Below are 14,837 nucleotides of genomic sequence, written 5' to 3' on the forward strand. Positions count from 1 at the left end.
TGTGTCACAAACCGATGCCCACATTCCACCGCATCGCGGCCCGTGGGTTCGTGAAATTCGAATCTGGATCGGAAATCGCATCCGGCGCTAAACTGAGCGCCGTTCATTTTTCGATGCCAGCAGGAGGGGTGCGGTGCCGCCGAAAACAGTGGGCCAGCGTCATCGCCCGGCGCAGGAACGCGCCCGGGCCACCCGCGAGCACATCCTCGACACCGCGGCACGGCTGTTCGGGGAGCGCGGGATCGCCAACACCTCGACCAACCGCATCGCCGCGGAGGCCGGGGTGAGCATCGGCACGGTCTACCGCTACTTCGCCGATCGCTCCGTGATGGTCGAGGAGCTGCTCGAACGCCTGCTCGAGAACATCGAACGCCGGTTCACCCAGCGGGTTTTCGGGCTGGCGGAGAAGCAGGTGCTCGAGGTGGTCACCGGCATCCTCGAGGTGATCACCGACGAACTGGTCGCCAACGCGGCGCTCGTGCGCGCCCTGGTCGCGGGAGTTCAGTTCTACAGCAGCGGGATTCCCGAATTCGAGCCCCGGCTGCGGCTGCTGGTCAAGGTGCTGGTCATCCAGCTGCTCGGACCCGGCGACGATCACGAGTACGACGTGATCACGTTCGTGCTGATCAACACCGGTTTCGCGGCGGTGTTGCGGGCCTCGGCCCTGGAGGTCGACCCGCAACAGCGCAAGGAGGTCATCGACATGACCGCGCGCATGATCACGGCCATGGCCGAGAGCGAGATCGGCTCCCGCACCGCCTGAGCGCCGTAGCGGCAAAAAGTGAGCACCGGTGCCGAACAGTCGTCGCCGACCGTCCTCGAATCCGCCGTCACGGACGCGATATCCGCAGGTCGAGGCCGGTGCGGCGAAATGCGGAGCGGAGTATTCGAACGGAGTAGTAAGTGAGTGCGCGCCCAGCTTAGAGTTCGATCATCGACACGAGAGTGTCGTAGATCACCCGATGAGGGCGCGGGGTATCCCAGCGCCCGGGGCGGAGAGGAGCCGACGATGACGACCATTACCACCGGCGAAGCGTTCCGGACGCAGCTGACCGTGTCCGGCAAGCCGATGTCGGCGCCCCTGCAGGACGTGCGCGCGTTGTCGCGGCAGCTGGTCGGCCATTTCGTCGACAACGTGGTCCCGTGCGGGACCCTGCCCGGCGACGCCCTGTCCGGGGACGTCACCACCATCACCCGACTGTGCCTGGAACTGGCCGTGAGCATGCTCGACGGACAGGACATCCCGGCCAAGACCGACCGCCTCGCCGAGGCCGCCGCGGGCTGGGCGCGCGAGGGCGTGCCGATCGACACGATCGTGCACGCCATCCACGAGGGCTTCAAAGTCGGTATGGCCCTGGTGATGTCGCAGGCCACCGACAAGGACTACCAGAGCGTCGTCGCCGCCTCGCGGCTGGTGGTGGAGATGCTCGACACCATGACCGGCACCGTCGCGCGCGCATACGTGCGCGAGCACAAGGCCGTGGTCAGCGAGCACCACACCGCCGTGCACACGCTCACCTCCGCGCTGCTGGGCGGCTACTCGACCTCGACCATGGCCCGCGAATGCGGCATCGAGATCGCCGAGTCGTATTCGGTTGTGGCGCTGTCGATTCCGCGGCATCCCGACGAGAACAACCCGATGCTGGACGGCAAGGTCGTGGCCCGGCGCAAGCTGCGCCGGTTGCAGGCCGAACTGGCCACCCGCTGCGACGAGACGATGCTGTCGCTGCTGTCGGTGGACGGCGGCACGATCCTGGTGCCCGCCGACGCCGTGGACGACGCCGGGCTCGACGATCTGGTGGCGGGCCTGTCGGCCGCGGCGCACGTGCCGATCACCGCGGCCGTGGTGACCGCGGCGGTGGTGGAGATCCCCGGCGCCGCCGACCGCGCCCACGAACTGCTCGACATGGTGCACCGGCTGCACTGCATCCCGGGGGTGTACCGCTTCCCGGATCTGGCGCTCGAATACCAGCTCACCCGGCCGGGACCGGGCCGGGAGTCGTTGGGCGCGTTGCTCGATCCGCTCGACGAGCACCCCGAACTGCTGCACACCCTGCAGTGCCACATCTCCAACAACCTCAACCGCCAGCGCACCGCCCGGCTGCTGCACGTGCACACCAACACGGTGGACTACCGGCTCAAGCGCATCGGCACCCTCACCGGTTTCGACCCCACCGAGACCTCCGGGCTGTGGTATCTGCGCTCGGCGATCATCGCCCGCACTTTCCGCCAGGCGGAGGGCCTGGCGGGGAAGTGACGGCCGCGGCGGCCTAGGCGATGCCCAGGCCGCCCGCGAGCACCGGCCAGGACCGCTTCAGCGCGTCCTCCCAGTAGCCCCACGAATGGGTGCCCGCGGGTTCGAAATCGAAGGTCGCCGGAATGCCCAACTGCCCCAGGCGATTCTGGAGGTTGTGCGTGCAGTAGTCGACGGCGGCCTCGATCACCCCGCCGATCACCAGCTGATTGGCGTACCCGCGGGGACCGGGCTGCATGTGGCTGCCGTTGTAGACGTCGTAGATGCCGGGGATGCCGGTGCCGCTGGACACGAACAGCGCCAGCCCGCGCAGCTGATCGGCGTGCAGATACGGATCGTTGGCCGCCCACATCGGATCGTCGTCGGGGCCGTACATGTTGCGGGTGTCGCCGCCGCCCCACTGCTCCACCGACAGCTTCACGAACTGCCGCCCGAGCGGATCGCTGATCTGCGCGCAGCCGCTGTAGGCGGCCACCGCGCGGTACAGGCCGGGCGCGGCGATCGGCAGTTGCAGCACCGAGGTGCCCGAGGTGGACAGGCCCGCCAGCGCGTTCGCCCCGGTGGTGGCGAATTCGGCGTCGACGAGCGGCGGCAGTTCCTCGGTGAGGAACGTCTTCCATTTGTACACACCGAGTTTCGGGTCCGGCGCGCGCCAGTCGGTGTAGTAGCTCCACCGCCCGCCGACCGGCTGTACGACGTTGACCTGCTTACCGGACAGGAAGCTGAGCACATCGGTGTTGCGCTGCCAGGTGGCCGAATCCTGGCCGCCGCCACCGCCGTTGAGCAGATACAGCACCGGCGCGGGCGCGTCGGGATCGGCGGGCCGCTGCACGTTCACCATGATGTCGGTGTTCATCGCGGCCGAGTGCACCCGTAGCTGCACGGTCCGCTCGTCGACCTGCCAGCGGCCGGTGATCGCCGAGCCGTCCGGCGCGTCGGCCGCGCACGGGGCCGCGCCGAGCAGTGCGCCCGCCACGACCACGACGGCCGGAAACGCGATGCGGCGCAGCATGTTCCGGAACATGAGTACTCCTGAGAAAAACGGCTGTGCCCGCCGGGCGGAGAGGCTCCGATATCCGCCCGGCGAGCACATGTGGGAAAAGGGTCTTACAGCGAGCCGCCGCCGCCGAACAACCAGGGGTTGAAGGTGCAGGTCAGATTCGGCGTCTGGGCCGGATCCAGGGTGTTGAGGATGATCGACAACGCCCGCGGCGAGTACATGATCGTCAGGTGATCGGACACGTCCTGCTCGCAGCCGTCCTGCAGGGTGATGTTGCGGACCGTCGCGCCCGGGCCCGCCTTCAGGAAGGTCAGGTCGTAGGGCGTGGAGATCTCGTCGTAGCGGGTGCCGACCACGGTGTAGTCGACGCCCGGCACGGTGTCACCACCGGCGTTGAGGTTGTTGATGAAGTCCGAGCCCACGGTCTGCTGAATACCGCTGTGGCCCACGAAGATCTCCACCAGACCCAGCACGTCGATGCCGAGGTTGTTGATGGCCCGGCCCAGCGCGCCGATGCCGTCGAGGGTGGTGCCGTGGTTGGTGGCGGAGAAGGTCAACAGGTGGTGCACCTTCGACGCGCCGCCCTCGAACTTCAGGTACTGCCGCGACACCGTGCCACCCTGCGAGTGGCCGATGATGTTCACCTTCTGCGAGCCCGTCGCGGCGAGCACGCGGTCGACGAAAGCGCCGATCTGCTTGGCGGATTCGGCGATGTTCTCCGTCGCGTTCGCGCCGGGGAGCACCGAGCCGAGACCGCCGCCCTCGATCAGGTTGGCCTGACCGTAGTTCAGGGTGAACACGCAGTAGCCCGCGTCGTGGATGGGCTGGGAGATGTAGGCGAAATTGTCGTAGGCGCTCTCCCAGGTGCCGTGGATCAGCACGACCGGCTCGGGGTGCTGAGCGGTCGGCTTGCAGCCCCAGTCGTTGGTGCCGGGCGGGGCCGCGTTGGGATTGAGCAGGCTGTAGCCGAACGCGCCGATGAACGACGTCGATGCCGGGCCGTAGCCGACGGTGTCGGAATAGTGGCCGCCCGACGAGCCGGAACTGGAACCCGAACCGCCGTAACAATCACCGGAGCCGTTTCCCGAACCCGCCCCGCTGCCGGATGTGCACGCGGACCCGGAACTGCCCGCGCTACCGCTGTCGGCGATCGGATGGGCGTCGGGATTCTTCAGCCCTTGGTCGATGTATTGCGCCAGCTGCTGTTGCTGTGTCGCTTCATCCGGCGTCAACTCCGGGGCGGCATTCGCACCCCCGGTGGTCAATGCCATGGCGAGGGTCGCGGCGCCGGCGAGTATTCCGACGCGCAGCCCGCGCCGGGCGGCACTTCGTTTCATAATCTTTGCCTCCTGCGGAACCTCATCGTTCGGTCACGGTGCGGTCGAAGTGCACCGCGACGGGCAAAAACGTAAGGCGCGGCGCGGCTTTCGCGGCCGCGACGGCGTTCATTCTGGGTACCTCACCACCGGCGGGAACGCCCGCAGGGAAGGTTGACAGCTCGTAACTGTGAAAAATGCGCACGGATCGCCTCGCGGTTCGGTGATTTTTCCGGATTCACTCGCAACCGTCCGGGAAGGGGGAGTTCGTGGGCCACCATGAGCGTGTCAGGTCAGGCGCGAGGAGCACGATGTCGATATTCGTCCGGGACACCGACGCGCAGCCGGTTATCGGGCGGTGGCGGTTCCGAAGCCGGAATGCGGTACTGGCGGCCGAGGCCGCCGGGACGGCCGTGACGACCGATGTGGAGGACGCGGCCCTGACCGCGGTGGTCGCCAACTGGGACGCCGACCGGATTCTGCACGTGGAATACGTGCTCGACATCATTCGCCCGCTCGTTGCCGGAGAGCCGCTGGACGCCGATGTCCTGTGCGAGGGCTTCCACCACTACCGCGACTATCGCATCGTCTCGCTCACCACCAGGCTGCGTGACCGCGACGACGAACTCGTGCACGTCCGCACCACCACCCTGCTGATCCAGGGGCGGCTGGCCACGGCCGACGACGGCGCCCGCGCGAGCGAGCCGGCCGGCGCGCTCGTGTCGATCCCGCTGTCCCGCCGCCGCGCCGACCCCGAAGCCGCTCGCGCCCACGCGAATTCGTCGCCGCGCCCCGTCGTGGTGCGCCCGACGGTCGGCTTCGACTCGCTACGGGTCGGCACCGCGCTGCCGCCGCACGCCGTCGTGCTCGGCGCCCACAAACCACCCCCGCCGTGGGCGATCGGCCTCGGCCTCGCCGCGGGTTATGTCGGTTCCTGGGCGGGCGATCCCGCCGCGCTGACCCGGTGCCGCCTGCACTACGCACCGCGGCTGCACCGGACGCCGGGACCGGGGCGGGTGGTCTTCCGCGGCCAGGTGGGGTGGCTCAATCCCCGCTGCCGCACCGCCACGATCGTGGTCGACGCGGACGCGGGAGAGCACAAACTGTTCGGATACGCGACGGCCGAGGTCCGCCTCGGGTGATCGTGGGCGCACGAGGAAAGCACGACGTTGTCCACCGACATCATGGAGGTGACCGCCGAGGTGGCGGTCGCCCGCAGCGCCGTCTGGCAGCTGCTCACCGAATGCGGCACCTACGCCCGCCTGTTCACCGGAATCGGGGCCTGTGACCCCGTCGCCGCGATCGGCGGACACCCGCAGTGGCAGCTGCGGATCGGCACGCCCGATGCCGAGATCCACACGCTCACAGCCGTTCTGGTCGTCGTCGTGCCGGGGGTGACCTTCGAGCTGCGCTGCCCGGCGCTCGGCAGTTTCGCCGTGGTGCGGCTGCGCGATCGCGACGAGCTGACCCGGATCACGGTCACCTGCTTCGCGCCCGGCCGGGTCCATCCCGCCGTCGCGCCGCTGCCCAACGCGCGCATCCGGGCCTGGCTCGAGGAGGGGCTGGGCCGGGTGGCGGAGCTGGCGCAGGGCGCGTCCACCGCGGTCGCGGCCAACGGCGAACGCGCGGCGCTGCGGCAGCACGCGGCGGTGTTGCGCCAGATCGTCGCCAGCGGGGTGGCCCGCACCTACCGGCTCGATCAGGCCGTGCTGCAACTGAATTCGCTGTCGCGCTGGGGGTTCACCCTCGCCGGGGGCTACGCCGCCGCAGCCGTGGTCGATCCCGGCCGCACCGCGGTGGTCGACGATCGCGGGCGGCGCAGCTTCGCCGAGATCCACACGCGCACACAGGCTCTCGCCGCCGCCATGGCCGACCTCGGGCTGACCGCCGGGGACGCGGTCGGCCTGCTGGCGCACAATCACGCGGGCGCGGTCGAAACCCTCGTCGCCGCGGGCAAACTCGGGGTCGACGTGGTGCTGCTCAACGCCGGGCTCTCCTCGCGCCAGCTCGAGGACACCGTGCAGCGGCACCGGCTCACCACCCTGTTCGTGGACCGGAGCCTGGAACATCTGGTGCGGTACCTCAGCGACGGCGTGCGCCGCTACCGCACCGATCCGACCCCCGACACGGCCGCCGAGCGCACCTCCATCGACGACCTGATCGACCTGGGGCACAAGGACTTTCGCCGATCCTCGCGGCCGGGCCGGTTGATCGTGCTCACCTCCGGGACCAGCGGCGTGCCCAAGGGCGCCCGCCGCCCGCACCCCAAGGGCTTCGCGACGGTGGCGGCGCTGCTGTCGCGGATCCCGTGGAGCGTCCACGAGACCATGGTGATCCCCGCGCCGCTGTTCCACACCTGGGGCCTGGCCGCGGTGCAGCTGAGCACCGCGCTGCGCGCCACCGTGGTGCTGCCGCGCGAGTTCGACGCCCGCGAGTGCTTGCGGCTGATCGCCGAGAACCGTGCCAGCACACTGGTCGTCGTGCCGACGATGGTGCAGCGCATCCTGGATCTGCCGCTGGCCGTGCGGGCCCGCTACGACACCTCGAGCCTGCGCGTGGTCGCCAGCTGCGGCGCGCCGCTGGCCGGGGCGACCGTGCTGCGGTTCATGGACACCTTCGGCGATGTGCTCTACAACGTGTACGGCTCCACCGAGGTCTCCTGGGCGACGGTCGCCACGCCGGAGGATCTGCGCGTCTCGCCCACGACCGCGGGCCGTCCGCCGCTGGGCACGAAAGTCGCTGTGCTGGGCCCGGATCGGCGGCCGGTGCCGGTCGGGGCGACCGGGCGGATCTTCGTGGGCAATCACATGCTGTTCGACGGGTACGTCAACTACGCGCCGCCGGACGAGGCCGACGGGCTGCTCGACACCGGCGATCTGGGCTATCTGGACGTCAACGGGCGGCTGTTCATCGCCGGGCGCGACGACGAGATGATCATCTCCGGCGGCGAGAACGTCTTCCCGCGCCCGGTCGAGGAGGCGCTGGCGCATCTGCCGCAGATCACCGATGTCGCGGTGGTCGGGGTGCCCGATCGCGAGTTCGGGCAGCGGCTGGCGGCGTTCGTGGTCAAGCGCGAGGGATCCGGACTGGACTCGGACATGATCCGCACCTACATCCGGAACCGGTTGAGCCGCTTCTCGGTTCCGCGCGACGTCCACTTCCTCGACGCGTTACCGCGCGGGGAGACCGGCAAGGTGCTCAAACGGATGTTGGGCGGGCAACCGGCCGGGTGAGCCCGGTGCTCACCGCGGCCGGGACACCGGCCAATCGTCGGGCAGGGCCAGGACCGCGCCGATGATGCGCAGCGCCGACAGCAACGCCTGCACCTCGTCCAGCCCCACGCCCACCGCGTCGGGGCGGCCGCCGATCCGGAACGGGCACACGAACAGGTCGGGGCGGTCGGCGTCGCGATGCGGGCGGCCGATGGTGACCGTCACCGGTCCGGTGTTGCCGCGCAGCGTGCGGGTCGCGATCGGCTCGCCCAGCCGATCGGTCATCGCCGCCGGTTCCGTCCGCGCGGCGCCCGGACCGGGAAACGCATGTCGAACTGGCCGAACACGGTGAGGTCCGCGCCCTCGCGGCGGGCCGCGGCCAGTTCGTCGCCGACGGCGATGAGCGCGTTGTAGAGCGCGGCGAGTCCGTCCACCCCGCGCACGGTCGATTCGCCGCGGCCCTGGACCCGGAAGCCGCAGCGGAAGTCGCGACCCCACAGCGTCGGCACCGGCTTGCCGATCTCGATCAGAATTCGTCGTTCCCGGTCGGCGATCGTCCGGGTCGCCACCACCTCACCGACACCCTTGCCCACCGCTGACCTCCGGGCTCGACCGCGATCTTTCCGGTGGGAGTTTAGGCGACTTGCGTTGGTTTCCAACGGCTTTGGTGACAGGTCCCAGCTCAGCTCAGCGCGGATTCGAACATCGGCCAGCTGCTGTGCAGATCCTGCTGCCAGTAGCCCCACGAGTGGGTGCCCGCCGGGCGCAGATCGAAGGTGGCCGGGACGCCGAGGTCGCGGAAGCGGTCGCGCAGCGCGCGGGTGCAGCCGTCGGAGATCGCCTCGAGAATGCCGCCGATCGCCAGCTGGTCGGCGAGTTTGGCGGTGTTGCCGTTGATGCCGGTGCTGTCGAGACGATCCAGCGCGCCCGCCTGGCCGTTGCCCGCGGCGACGTAGATCGCGGTGTCGCGCAGGCGATCCGCGTGCACGTAGGGGTCGTTGTCGGCCCAGGCCGGATCGTTGGGCGGTCCCCACATATTGGTGACCGTGCCGCCCATGGCGGTGACGATGGTGGCGACCATGGCCTGCCCGGCCGGGTCGCTGGTGCGCACGCACCCGCTGTAGGAGCCGATCGCCTTGTACAGGCCGGGCGCGGCCATCGCGAGCTGGAACACCGAGGTGCCCGTCATGGAGACCCCGGCGATCGCGTCGGCCCCCGAGCCGTGGAAGGCGGCGTCGATCACCGGGGGCAGTTCGCGGGTGAGGAAGGTGGTCCAGCGCGGGCGGCCCAGCACCGGATCGTCGGCGCGCCAATCGGTGAAGTAGCTGCCCGCCCCGCCGGTCGGGACGACCACGGTCACCTGTTTGTCGGCGAAGAAGCGGTCGACGTCGGTGCGCTCGATCCAGCCGTCGCCGTCCACGCCGCCGTCGATCCCGTTGAGCAGGTACAGCACCGGGGCCGGGCGGCTCGGATCGCGCGGCGGCAGCACCCGGACCGGCACGGTGGCGTTCATGGCCGTCGAGTGGACCGACAGCTCGACGACCCGGCTCGGGGGCGCGTCGGCGACGGCGGGGGAGCCGGAGCCCGCGACGACCAGCAGCGCCAACAGGGATGCGCGCCAGCGTGATCCGTGCGATGCTCGACGCGAGGTCATGGCCCGACGCTAGGATTCCGCTGTCGCGACGGCAATGGCCGCGTGCCCGGTTTGGTGATTTCGGCAAACGATCTCGTGCCGAATTGGTAACCGACACAATGTTGCTCGAAAAGTGCGGCGATCTTCGCACCGATGTTGTTGACTACGAATTCGAGCCGTCCCACCCGGGGCCAGGAGTCAACATGTCCATATTCACGCACCGTACGGGCGCGGCGATCGCCGTCGCCCTCACTCTGTTGTGCACGACGGTCGGCGCGCGCGCGGCACACGCCGAGCCCGCGCCGACCGGCGAATCCGCCGACGGCACCCGCATCGTCGAAACGCGGGAGCGTTCCGATCGGTTGGTCGAACTCGAGGTCTATTCCGCGGCGATGAAAAGCACCACGACGATCAGCGTGCTGCGGGCCGCCGATCCCGACGCCCCCGCGCCGACGTTCTATCTGTTGAACGGCGCCAACGGCGGAATCGACGGAAATTGGTTGGATGGAACAGATCTCGTCGATTTCTTTCACGACAAGCAGGTGAACGTCGTGGTGCCGTTCGGCGGGGCGGGCAGCTACTTCACCGATTGGCGCTCCGACGATCCGGTCCTCGGGCGGCAGCGGTGGGGGACGTTCCTGACCAAGGAGCTGCCCCCGGTGATCGACGCGGCCTTCCACGGCACCGGCACCAACGCCATCGCGGGGGTGTCCATGGCGGGCACGTCGGTGTTCCAGCTGGCCTTGTCCGCGCCCGGCCTGTACAAGGCCATCGGGTCCTACAGCGGGTGCGTGCGGACCAGCGATCCGACCGGTCAGGCGATGGTGCAGGCGGTGGTGACCCAGGAGCGCGGCAACGCCGTGAACATGTGGGGGCCGCCGACCGATCCGGCGTGGCGCGCCAACGACCCGTATCTGCACGCGGATCGCTTGCGGGGCACCGCGATCTACGTGGCCAGCGGGACCGGGCAGCCGGGCGCCTACGACAATCTGCCGGGCGCGAACAACAATCCGGCGCGGTTGTTGTTCCAGCTGATCTTCGGCGCGCCGCTGGAGGCGGTGACGAACATGTGCACCCACGAGTTGCAGGATCGGTTGCGGCAGTTGAACGTTCCGGCGACCTTCGACTTCCGCCCGACCGGCACCCACGCGTGGGCGTACTGGCAACAGGATCTGCGCAATTCGTGGCCGATGTTCGAGGCGGCGCTGGGATGACCCGGCAGGAGGCGACGGTCGCGCTGGGGGCGTTCGGGGCGTGCCTGATCTCGGTGTTCATGCAGATGATCGACGTGACGATCGTCAATACCGCGCTGCCGGTGGTGACCACCGAGCTGGGGGCCTCGCGGTCGCAGCAGTTGTGGGTGGTGGCGGGGTACTCGCTGGCGTTCGCGTGCGTGCTGCTGGTGGCCGCGCGGATCGGGGCGACAGCCGGGCGGCGGCGGACGTTCCTGTGGTCGGCGGCGGCGTTCACGGCGGCGTCGGTGTGGTGTGGGTTGTCCACCGGGGCAATGGAATTGGTGATCGCGCGGATCGTACAGGGGGTGGCCGGGGCGGGGATGGCGGCGCAGACGATCGCGATCATCACCGCGACGTTCCGGCGGGAGCATCATCAGTACGCCTTCGCGGTGTACGGGGCGGTGGCGGGGTTCGCCGGGATGCTGGGGCCGATCCTGGGCGGGGCGCTGATCACGGTGGATCCGTTCGGATTGGGTTGGCACGCGATCTTTTTGATGAATCTGCCGTTGGGCGTGGTGGCGATCGCGCTGGCCTGGAAGTTCCTGCGGATGGGGGCAGCGCCGGAGCGGGAGCCGCTGGATCTGCGGGGGACGGTGGTGGCGACGGGGGCGTTGTTCCTGTTGTTGTTCGCGTTGTCGGACAGTCAGCAGGCGGGGTGGCGGCCGGTGCACGCCGGGTATCTCGTGATCGCGCTGGTGTTGGGGGCGGTGTTCGTCGCGCACGAGCGGGCGGCCCGGCGGGCCGGGGGGCGTGCGCTGGTGCGGCTGGATCTGTTCTCGGACAAGGCGTTCGCGGTGGGATCGACGTTGGTGGGGATCTTCTTCGGGGTGTTCACGGCGTTCGTGTTCACCGTGTCGATCCTGTTGCAGGACGTGCTGCACTTCTCCGCCCTGCGCACCGGGATCGCCATGACCCCCTTCGCCGTCGGCGCCGGGGTGGGCGCGGTGGGCTCCCCGATCCTGGTGAACCGCTGGGGTATTCGCGCCCTGTCCGCGGGGATCGCGCTGTTCGCCGTCTGCGTGGCCATCGGCATCGCCTACCTCCACATCACCGACGGCACGGTCAACCTCCCCCTCGTCATGGGCCCCACCTTCCTCGCGGGCTTCGGCGTCGGCGTCTTCGGCATCCCGCTCCAACCCCTCATGCTCGCCAACCTCGACGAACACTCCCTCGGCGAGGCCTCCGGCCTCCTCCCCACCATCGAACAGATCGGCAACTCGGTCGGCCTCGCCACCCTCAGCGCCGTCTTCTTCCAATCCCACACCCTCACCGGCAGCACCACCATGCTCACCGCCATCACCGCCGCCGCCCTCCTCCTCTCCGCCCTCACCCTCACCCTCCCCAACCACACCCCCACCGCCACCACCCCCTGGACCTTCTCCACCCCCTAACCCCAAAAGCCCGACAACCAAACGAGCACGAACCCAGCCGCACCCCTTATTCGAATTCGCACCCGTTTCAGAGCCCCACAAAGGGTGCGGATCGGAATAAAGGGTGCGGCTGGGTTGCCGGGCCTGGGGGTCAGGGGACGGCGGTGAACAGTTCGTAGCTGTGGCCGTCGGGGGCGTGGACGTAGACGCCGCGGCCTCCGGCCAGGTGGTTGATCTGTCGGTCCCACCCGTGTTCCGGGCCGGAGCCGTACTGCACGGCGGGCCATTTCGCCAACCTCTCCAGGCCGTGCGGTCGTTCACCTCACCGACAGCGGACGCGAGCTGCTGGCCGCATCCCATGACTGGCAACGCCGTTGCTTCGACCGGCTCACCGCGACGTGGACCGAACGCGACCGCCGACAATTCGCCGGGTACCTGCAACGCCTCGCCGACGATACGACCCGCTGAATTGTCGGCCACCGAAAACGGTTGGGGGACAGTGACTTTACCTCCGAACTAGGGGCTCAGGGGTGGAGGGTGGGTTCAGGGGTGGGAGCCGGTTGACGGCGGCGGCGGAGGAAGGCGGGGGTCCACCACGCGAGGTTGCCGAGGAGCCGGAGGGTGGCGGGGACGAGGAGGAGGCGGAGGAGGGTGGCGTCGATGAGGAGGGCGGCGACCATGCCGTAGGCGATGTACTGCATCATCACCAGGTCGGAGAGGGCGAAGGCGCCGGTGACGACGATGAGGATGAGGGCGGCCGCGGTGATGATCCAGCCGGTGCGGGCGATGCCGGTGCGGACCGCCTCGGTGGTGGTGGCGCCCGCCTCGCGGGCCTCGACGATGCGGGCCAGCAGGAAGATCTCGTAATCGGTTGACAGGCCGTAGATCACGGAGACGATCAACACCAGCACCAGCGCCATGATGGGCTGCGGGGTGAAGTTCAACAGCCCAGCCCCGTGACCCTCGACGAAGATCCACGTGAGGATGCCCAGCGTCGACCCCAGCCCGAGCAGGTTCAGCACCGCCGCCTTCAACGGCAACACCACCGAACCGAACGCCGCCACCATGAGCACCGTCGTGATCAGGAACACCAGCGCGATCATCCACGGCATCCGATGCAGCAGCGCGTCCACGCTGTCCCGCTGGATCGCGGGCTGACCGCCCACCAACACCGTCGTCCCCTTCGGCAACGGCATGGACCGCAGATAGTCGATGGTCGCGTCCGCGTCGTGCGCGTCCCGCAACACCGTCGAGGTGGTGAACACGTTCGGATGCGAAGGCCCCTGCACCGCGGGCGGGAACGGCGCGGTCAGTCCGGGCGCCTTCCCGGCCGCGTTCACCACCCCGTCCACATCGGCGGTGTTGTGCGTGATCACCACCAGATCCACCGGATTGATCTGCCGCAGCGGGAAGATGTGATCGAACCGCGCCTGCGCCGTGCGCGCCGGATGCTCCGGCGGCAGGAACAGTTCGCTGATCCCGCCGAAGGCCACGTTCCGCACCGGCGCGATCAACACCACCAGCAGCACCAGCAACGGAACCGCCACGGCCACCGGCCTTCTCATCACCCACCCCGCGAGCCGCCCCCACGCGTTGTCGCGCCCCCGGTCCGCCGCCCGCCGCGCGTGGAAACGGTTGAACCCCAGCCAATCCACCCGATGCCCGAGCACCGCCAGCATCGCGGGCAGCACCGTCACCGAGATCAGCGCCGCCAGCGCCACCGTCACCATCGCCCCGAACGCGAACGACCGCAGAAACCCCTGCGGGAACAGCAGAATCGCCCCCGCCGCGACCACCACGATCGTCGCCGAGAACGCCACCGTCCGCCCCGCGGTCAGCACCGACCGCCGCACCGCCACCGGCACCTCGTGCCCGTCGGCCAGCTCCTCGCGGAACCGGCTCACGATGAACAACCCGTAGTCGATCGCCAGCCCCAGCCCGATCATCGAAACCACCGGCGACACAAACGAATTCACCTCGGTCACCGTGGTGAGCGCGCGGATGATCCCCCACGCCCCGAGCACCGTCAGCCCGCCCACGATGAGCGGCAGCGACGCCGCCACCGCCCCGCCGAACAGGAAGAACAACAACACCGCCACCGCCGGGATGGCGAACAACTCCATCCGCCGCTGATCGTGGGCCATGGTGTCGTTCAACGCGCTCGCCACCGGCTGCCCGCCCGCGACCTCCATATCGATCCCGGGTATGCGGAACTCGTCGGCCACCGCGCGGTAGTTGCGCATCACCTCGGTGTCGTCGTTGCCGCGGATGGCCACCGACGCGAAGGCGTAGTCGCGGTCCGGGGTGCCGAAGACGTCGGGCAGCGCCAGCCCCGTCTCGGTCGGCCAGTAGGTGCCGTTGATCTTGGCGATCCGGTCCGGAAACCGTTGCGGCAGCGCGTTCAACTGCCCGGTGACGGTCGCCGCGAACGCCGGATCGTCGATCGTCTTCCCCGCGGGCGCGTGATAGAGCAGGATCACGTCGGCGATGTGGTCGTGCCCGAACGCCTCGTCCTTGACCCGGGCCGCCCGCGCCGATTCCGAACCGGGGTCGTCCCATCCGCTGACGCTGAGGTGGTCGCCCAGCCCGAGCCCGTACAGGCCGAGCGCGAGCAGCCCGGCGACCGCGACGCCGATGACCGTGAAACGCCGCCGCACGATCGCGTCGACCCAGCGGGTGAACTCGGCGAACAATGCCTTCCTCCTAATCGATGACATCGTATTTCGACGAGGGCCACGAACAGCGCAAACGTAACAACTCCCAGCGAATTTTCGGCTGCGGATTCGAGAGTCTCGACATGTGACAAGCGCGTCCGGT

13 protein-coding genes are annotated in these 14,837 nt (G+C 69.2%); 6 read left to right on the plus strand and 7 right to left on the minus strand.

The features are described 5' to 3' along the window. Nucleotides 1-133 precede the first annotated feature (133 nt). Nucleotides 134-763, plus strand: coding sequence for a TetR/AcrR family transcriptional regulator (locus ACFYTQ_RS13400; protein WP_387360240.1), 630 nt, complete (start codon nt 134-136; stop codon nt 761-763). A gap of 246 nt (nt 764-1,009) precedes the next feature. Then, the gene (locus tag ACFYTQ_RS13405; protein WP_387360242.1) at nt 1,010-2,257 is read left to right on the plus strand and encodes a PucR family transcriptional regulator; all 1,248 of its coding nucleotides are present in this window, start codon (nt 1,010-1,012) and stop codon (nt 2,255-2,257) included. Nucleotides 2,258-2,270: 13 nt separating this feature from the next. Here ACFYTQ_RS13405 and ACFYTQ_RS13410 read toward each other — a convergent pair whose 3' ends face one another. Both ACFYTQ_RS13410 and ACFYTQ_RS13415 read right to left on the minus strand, forming a co-directional pair. After that, on the minus strand, nt 2,271-3,278 hold the full coding sequence (locus ACFYTQ_RS13410; protein WP_387360244.1) for an alpha/beta hydrolase: 1,008 nt from the start codon (nt 3,276-3,278) through the stop codon (nt 2,271-2,273). Between the two features lie 83 nt (nt 3,279-3,361). Next, a complete protein-coding gene (locus tag ACFYTQ_RS13415; protein WP_387360246.1) occupies nt 3,362-4,591 on the minus strand; it encodes an esterase/lipase family protein in 1,230 nt (409 codons plus the stop codon). A gap of 290 nt (nt 4,592-4,881) precedes the next feature. Between ACFYTQ_RS13415 and ACFYTQ_RS13420 the strand changes: the two genes are divergently transcribed. Next, entirely contained in the window at nt 4,882-5,712 is an 831-nt protein-coding gene (locus tag ACFYTQ_RS13420; protein ID WP_387360248.1) for a hypothetical protein, read from the plus strand. A 27-nt stretch (nt 5,713-5,739) separates the two neighbouring features. Continuing rightward, nucleotides 5,740-7,803, plus strand: coding sequence for an AMP-binding protein (locus ACFYTQ_RS13425; protein WP_387360250.1), 2,064 nt, complete (start codon nt 5,740-5,742; stop codon nt 7,801-7,803). A 9-nt stretch (nt 7,804-7,812) separates the two neighbouring features. On the opposite strand, the gene ACFYTQ_RS13430 is transcribed toward ACFYTQ_RS13425, so the two are convergent. The 3 genes from ACFYTQ_RS13430 to ACFYTQ_RS13440 form a co-directional block, all read right to left on the minus strand. Continuing rightward, nucleotides 7,813-8,067: a DUF6968 family protein gene (locus ACFYTQ_RS13430; RefSeq protein WP_387360252.1), complete on the minus strand. Its 255-nt coding sequence runs from the start codon at nt 8,065-8,067 to the stop codon at nt 7,813-7,815. Next, nucleotides 8,064-8,375, minus strand: coding sequence for a DUF6968 family protein (locus tag ACFYTQ_RS13435; protein ID WP_387360254.1), 312 nt, complete (start codon nt 8,373-8,375; stop codon nt 8,064-8,066). The genes ACFYTQ_RS13430 and ACFYTQ_RS13435 overlap by 4 nt, the downstream gene beginning before the upstream one ends. 89 nt (nt 8,376-8,464) lie before the next feature. Then, nucleotides 8,465-9,436 carry an alpha/beta hydrolase gene (locus ACFYTQ_RS13440; RefSeq protein WP_387360256.1) on the minus strand — a complete coding sequence of 324 codons (972 nt, stop codon included), beginning with the start codon at nt 9,434-9,436 and terminating at the stop codon, nt 8,465-8,467. Nucleotides 9,437-9,618: 182 nt separating this feature from the next. Between ACFYTQ_RS13440 and ACFYTQ_RS13445 the strand changes: the two genes are divergently transcribed. Together ACFYTQ_RS13445 and ACFYTQ_RS13450 are read left to right on the plus strand one after the other, a co-directional pair. Further along, complete coding sequence (locus ACFYTQ_RS13445) at nt 9,619-10,629, plus strand: alpha/beta hydrolase (protein ID WP_387360258.1); 1,011 nt, start codon at nt 9,619-9,621, stop codon at nt 10,627-10,629. After that, nucleotides 10,626-12,041 (plus strand): MFS transporter, encoded by a 1,416-nt coding sequence (locus ACFYTQ_RS13450; protein WP_387360260.1) that lies wholly within the window; start codon nt 10,626-10,628, stop codon nt 12,039-12,041. Before ACFYTQ_RS13445 ends, ACFYTQ_RS13450 begins: the two co-directional genes overlap by 4 nt. Nucleotides 12,042-12,171: 130 nt before the next feature. Here the strand turns inward: ACFYTQ_RS13450 and ACFYTQ_RS13455 are convergent, their stop codons facing one another. Both ACFYTQ_RS13455 and ACFYTQ_RS13460 read right to left on the minus strand, forming a co-directional pair. After that, nucleotides 12,172-12,315, minus strand: a complete 144-nt coding sequence (locus ACFYTQ_RS13455) for a hypothetical protein (RefSeq protein WP_387360262.1) — start codon at nt 12,313-12,315, stop codon at nt 12,172-12,174. A gap of 229 nt (nt 12,316-12,544) precedes the next feature. After that, nucleotides 12,545-14,713, minus strand: a complete 2,169-nt coding sequence (locus ACFYTQ_RS13460) for an MMPL family transporter (RefSeq protein WP_387360264.1) — start codon at nt 14,711-14,713, stop codon at nt 12,545-12,547. Between the last annotated feature and the right edge of the window lie 124 nt (nt 14,714-14,837).

It is taken from the genome of Nocardia sp. NPDC004068 (genome assembly GCF_042874315.1).
In the GTDB taxonomy this organism is placed as follows: Bacteria; Actinomycetota; Actinomycetes; order Mycobacteriales; family Mycobacteriaceae; genus Nocardia.

Excerpts from the sequence above, each read along its gene's own strand:
- ACFYTQ_RS13410 (WP_387360244.1), bottom strand. The coding sequence starts at position 3,278 with ATGTTCCGGAACATGCTGCGCCGCATCGCGTTTCCGGCCGTCGTGGTC.
- ACFYTQ_RS13405 (WP_387360242.1), top strand. The coding sequence starts at position 1,010 with ATGACGACCATTACCACCGGCGAAGCGTTCCGGACGCAGCTGACCGTG.
- ACFYTQ_RS13420 (WP_387360248.1), top strand. The coding sequence starts at position 4,882 with ATGTCGATATTCGTCCGGGACACCGACGCGCAGCCGGTTATCGGGCGG.
- ACFYTQ_RS13445 (WP_387360258.1), top strand. The coding sequence starts at position 9,619 with ATGTCCATATTCACGCACCGTACGGGCGCGGCGATCGCCGTCGCCCTC.
- ACFYTQ_RS13440 (WP_387360256.1), bottom strand. The coding sequence starts at position 9,436 with ATGACCTCGCGTCGAGCATCGCACGGATCACGCTGGCGCGCATCCCTG.
- ACFYTQ_RS13430 (WP_387360252.1), bottom strand. The coding sequence starts at position 8,067 with ATGACCGATCGGCTGGGCGAGCCGATCGCGACCCGCACGCTGCGCGGC.
- ACFYTQ_RS13415 (WP_387360246.1), bottom strand. The coding sequence starts at position 4,591 with ATGAAACGAAGTGCCGCCCGGCGCGGGCTGCGCGTCGGAATACTCGCC.
- ACFYTQ_RS13450 (WP_387360260.1), top strand. The coding sequence starts at position 10,626 with ATGACCCGGCAGGAGGCGACGGTCGCGCTGGGGGCGTTCGGGGCGTGC.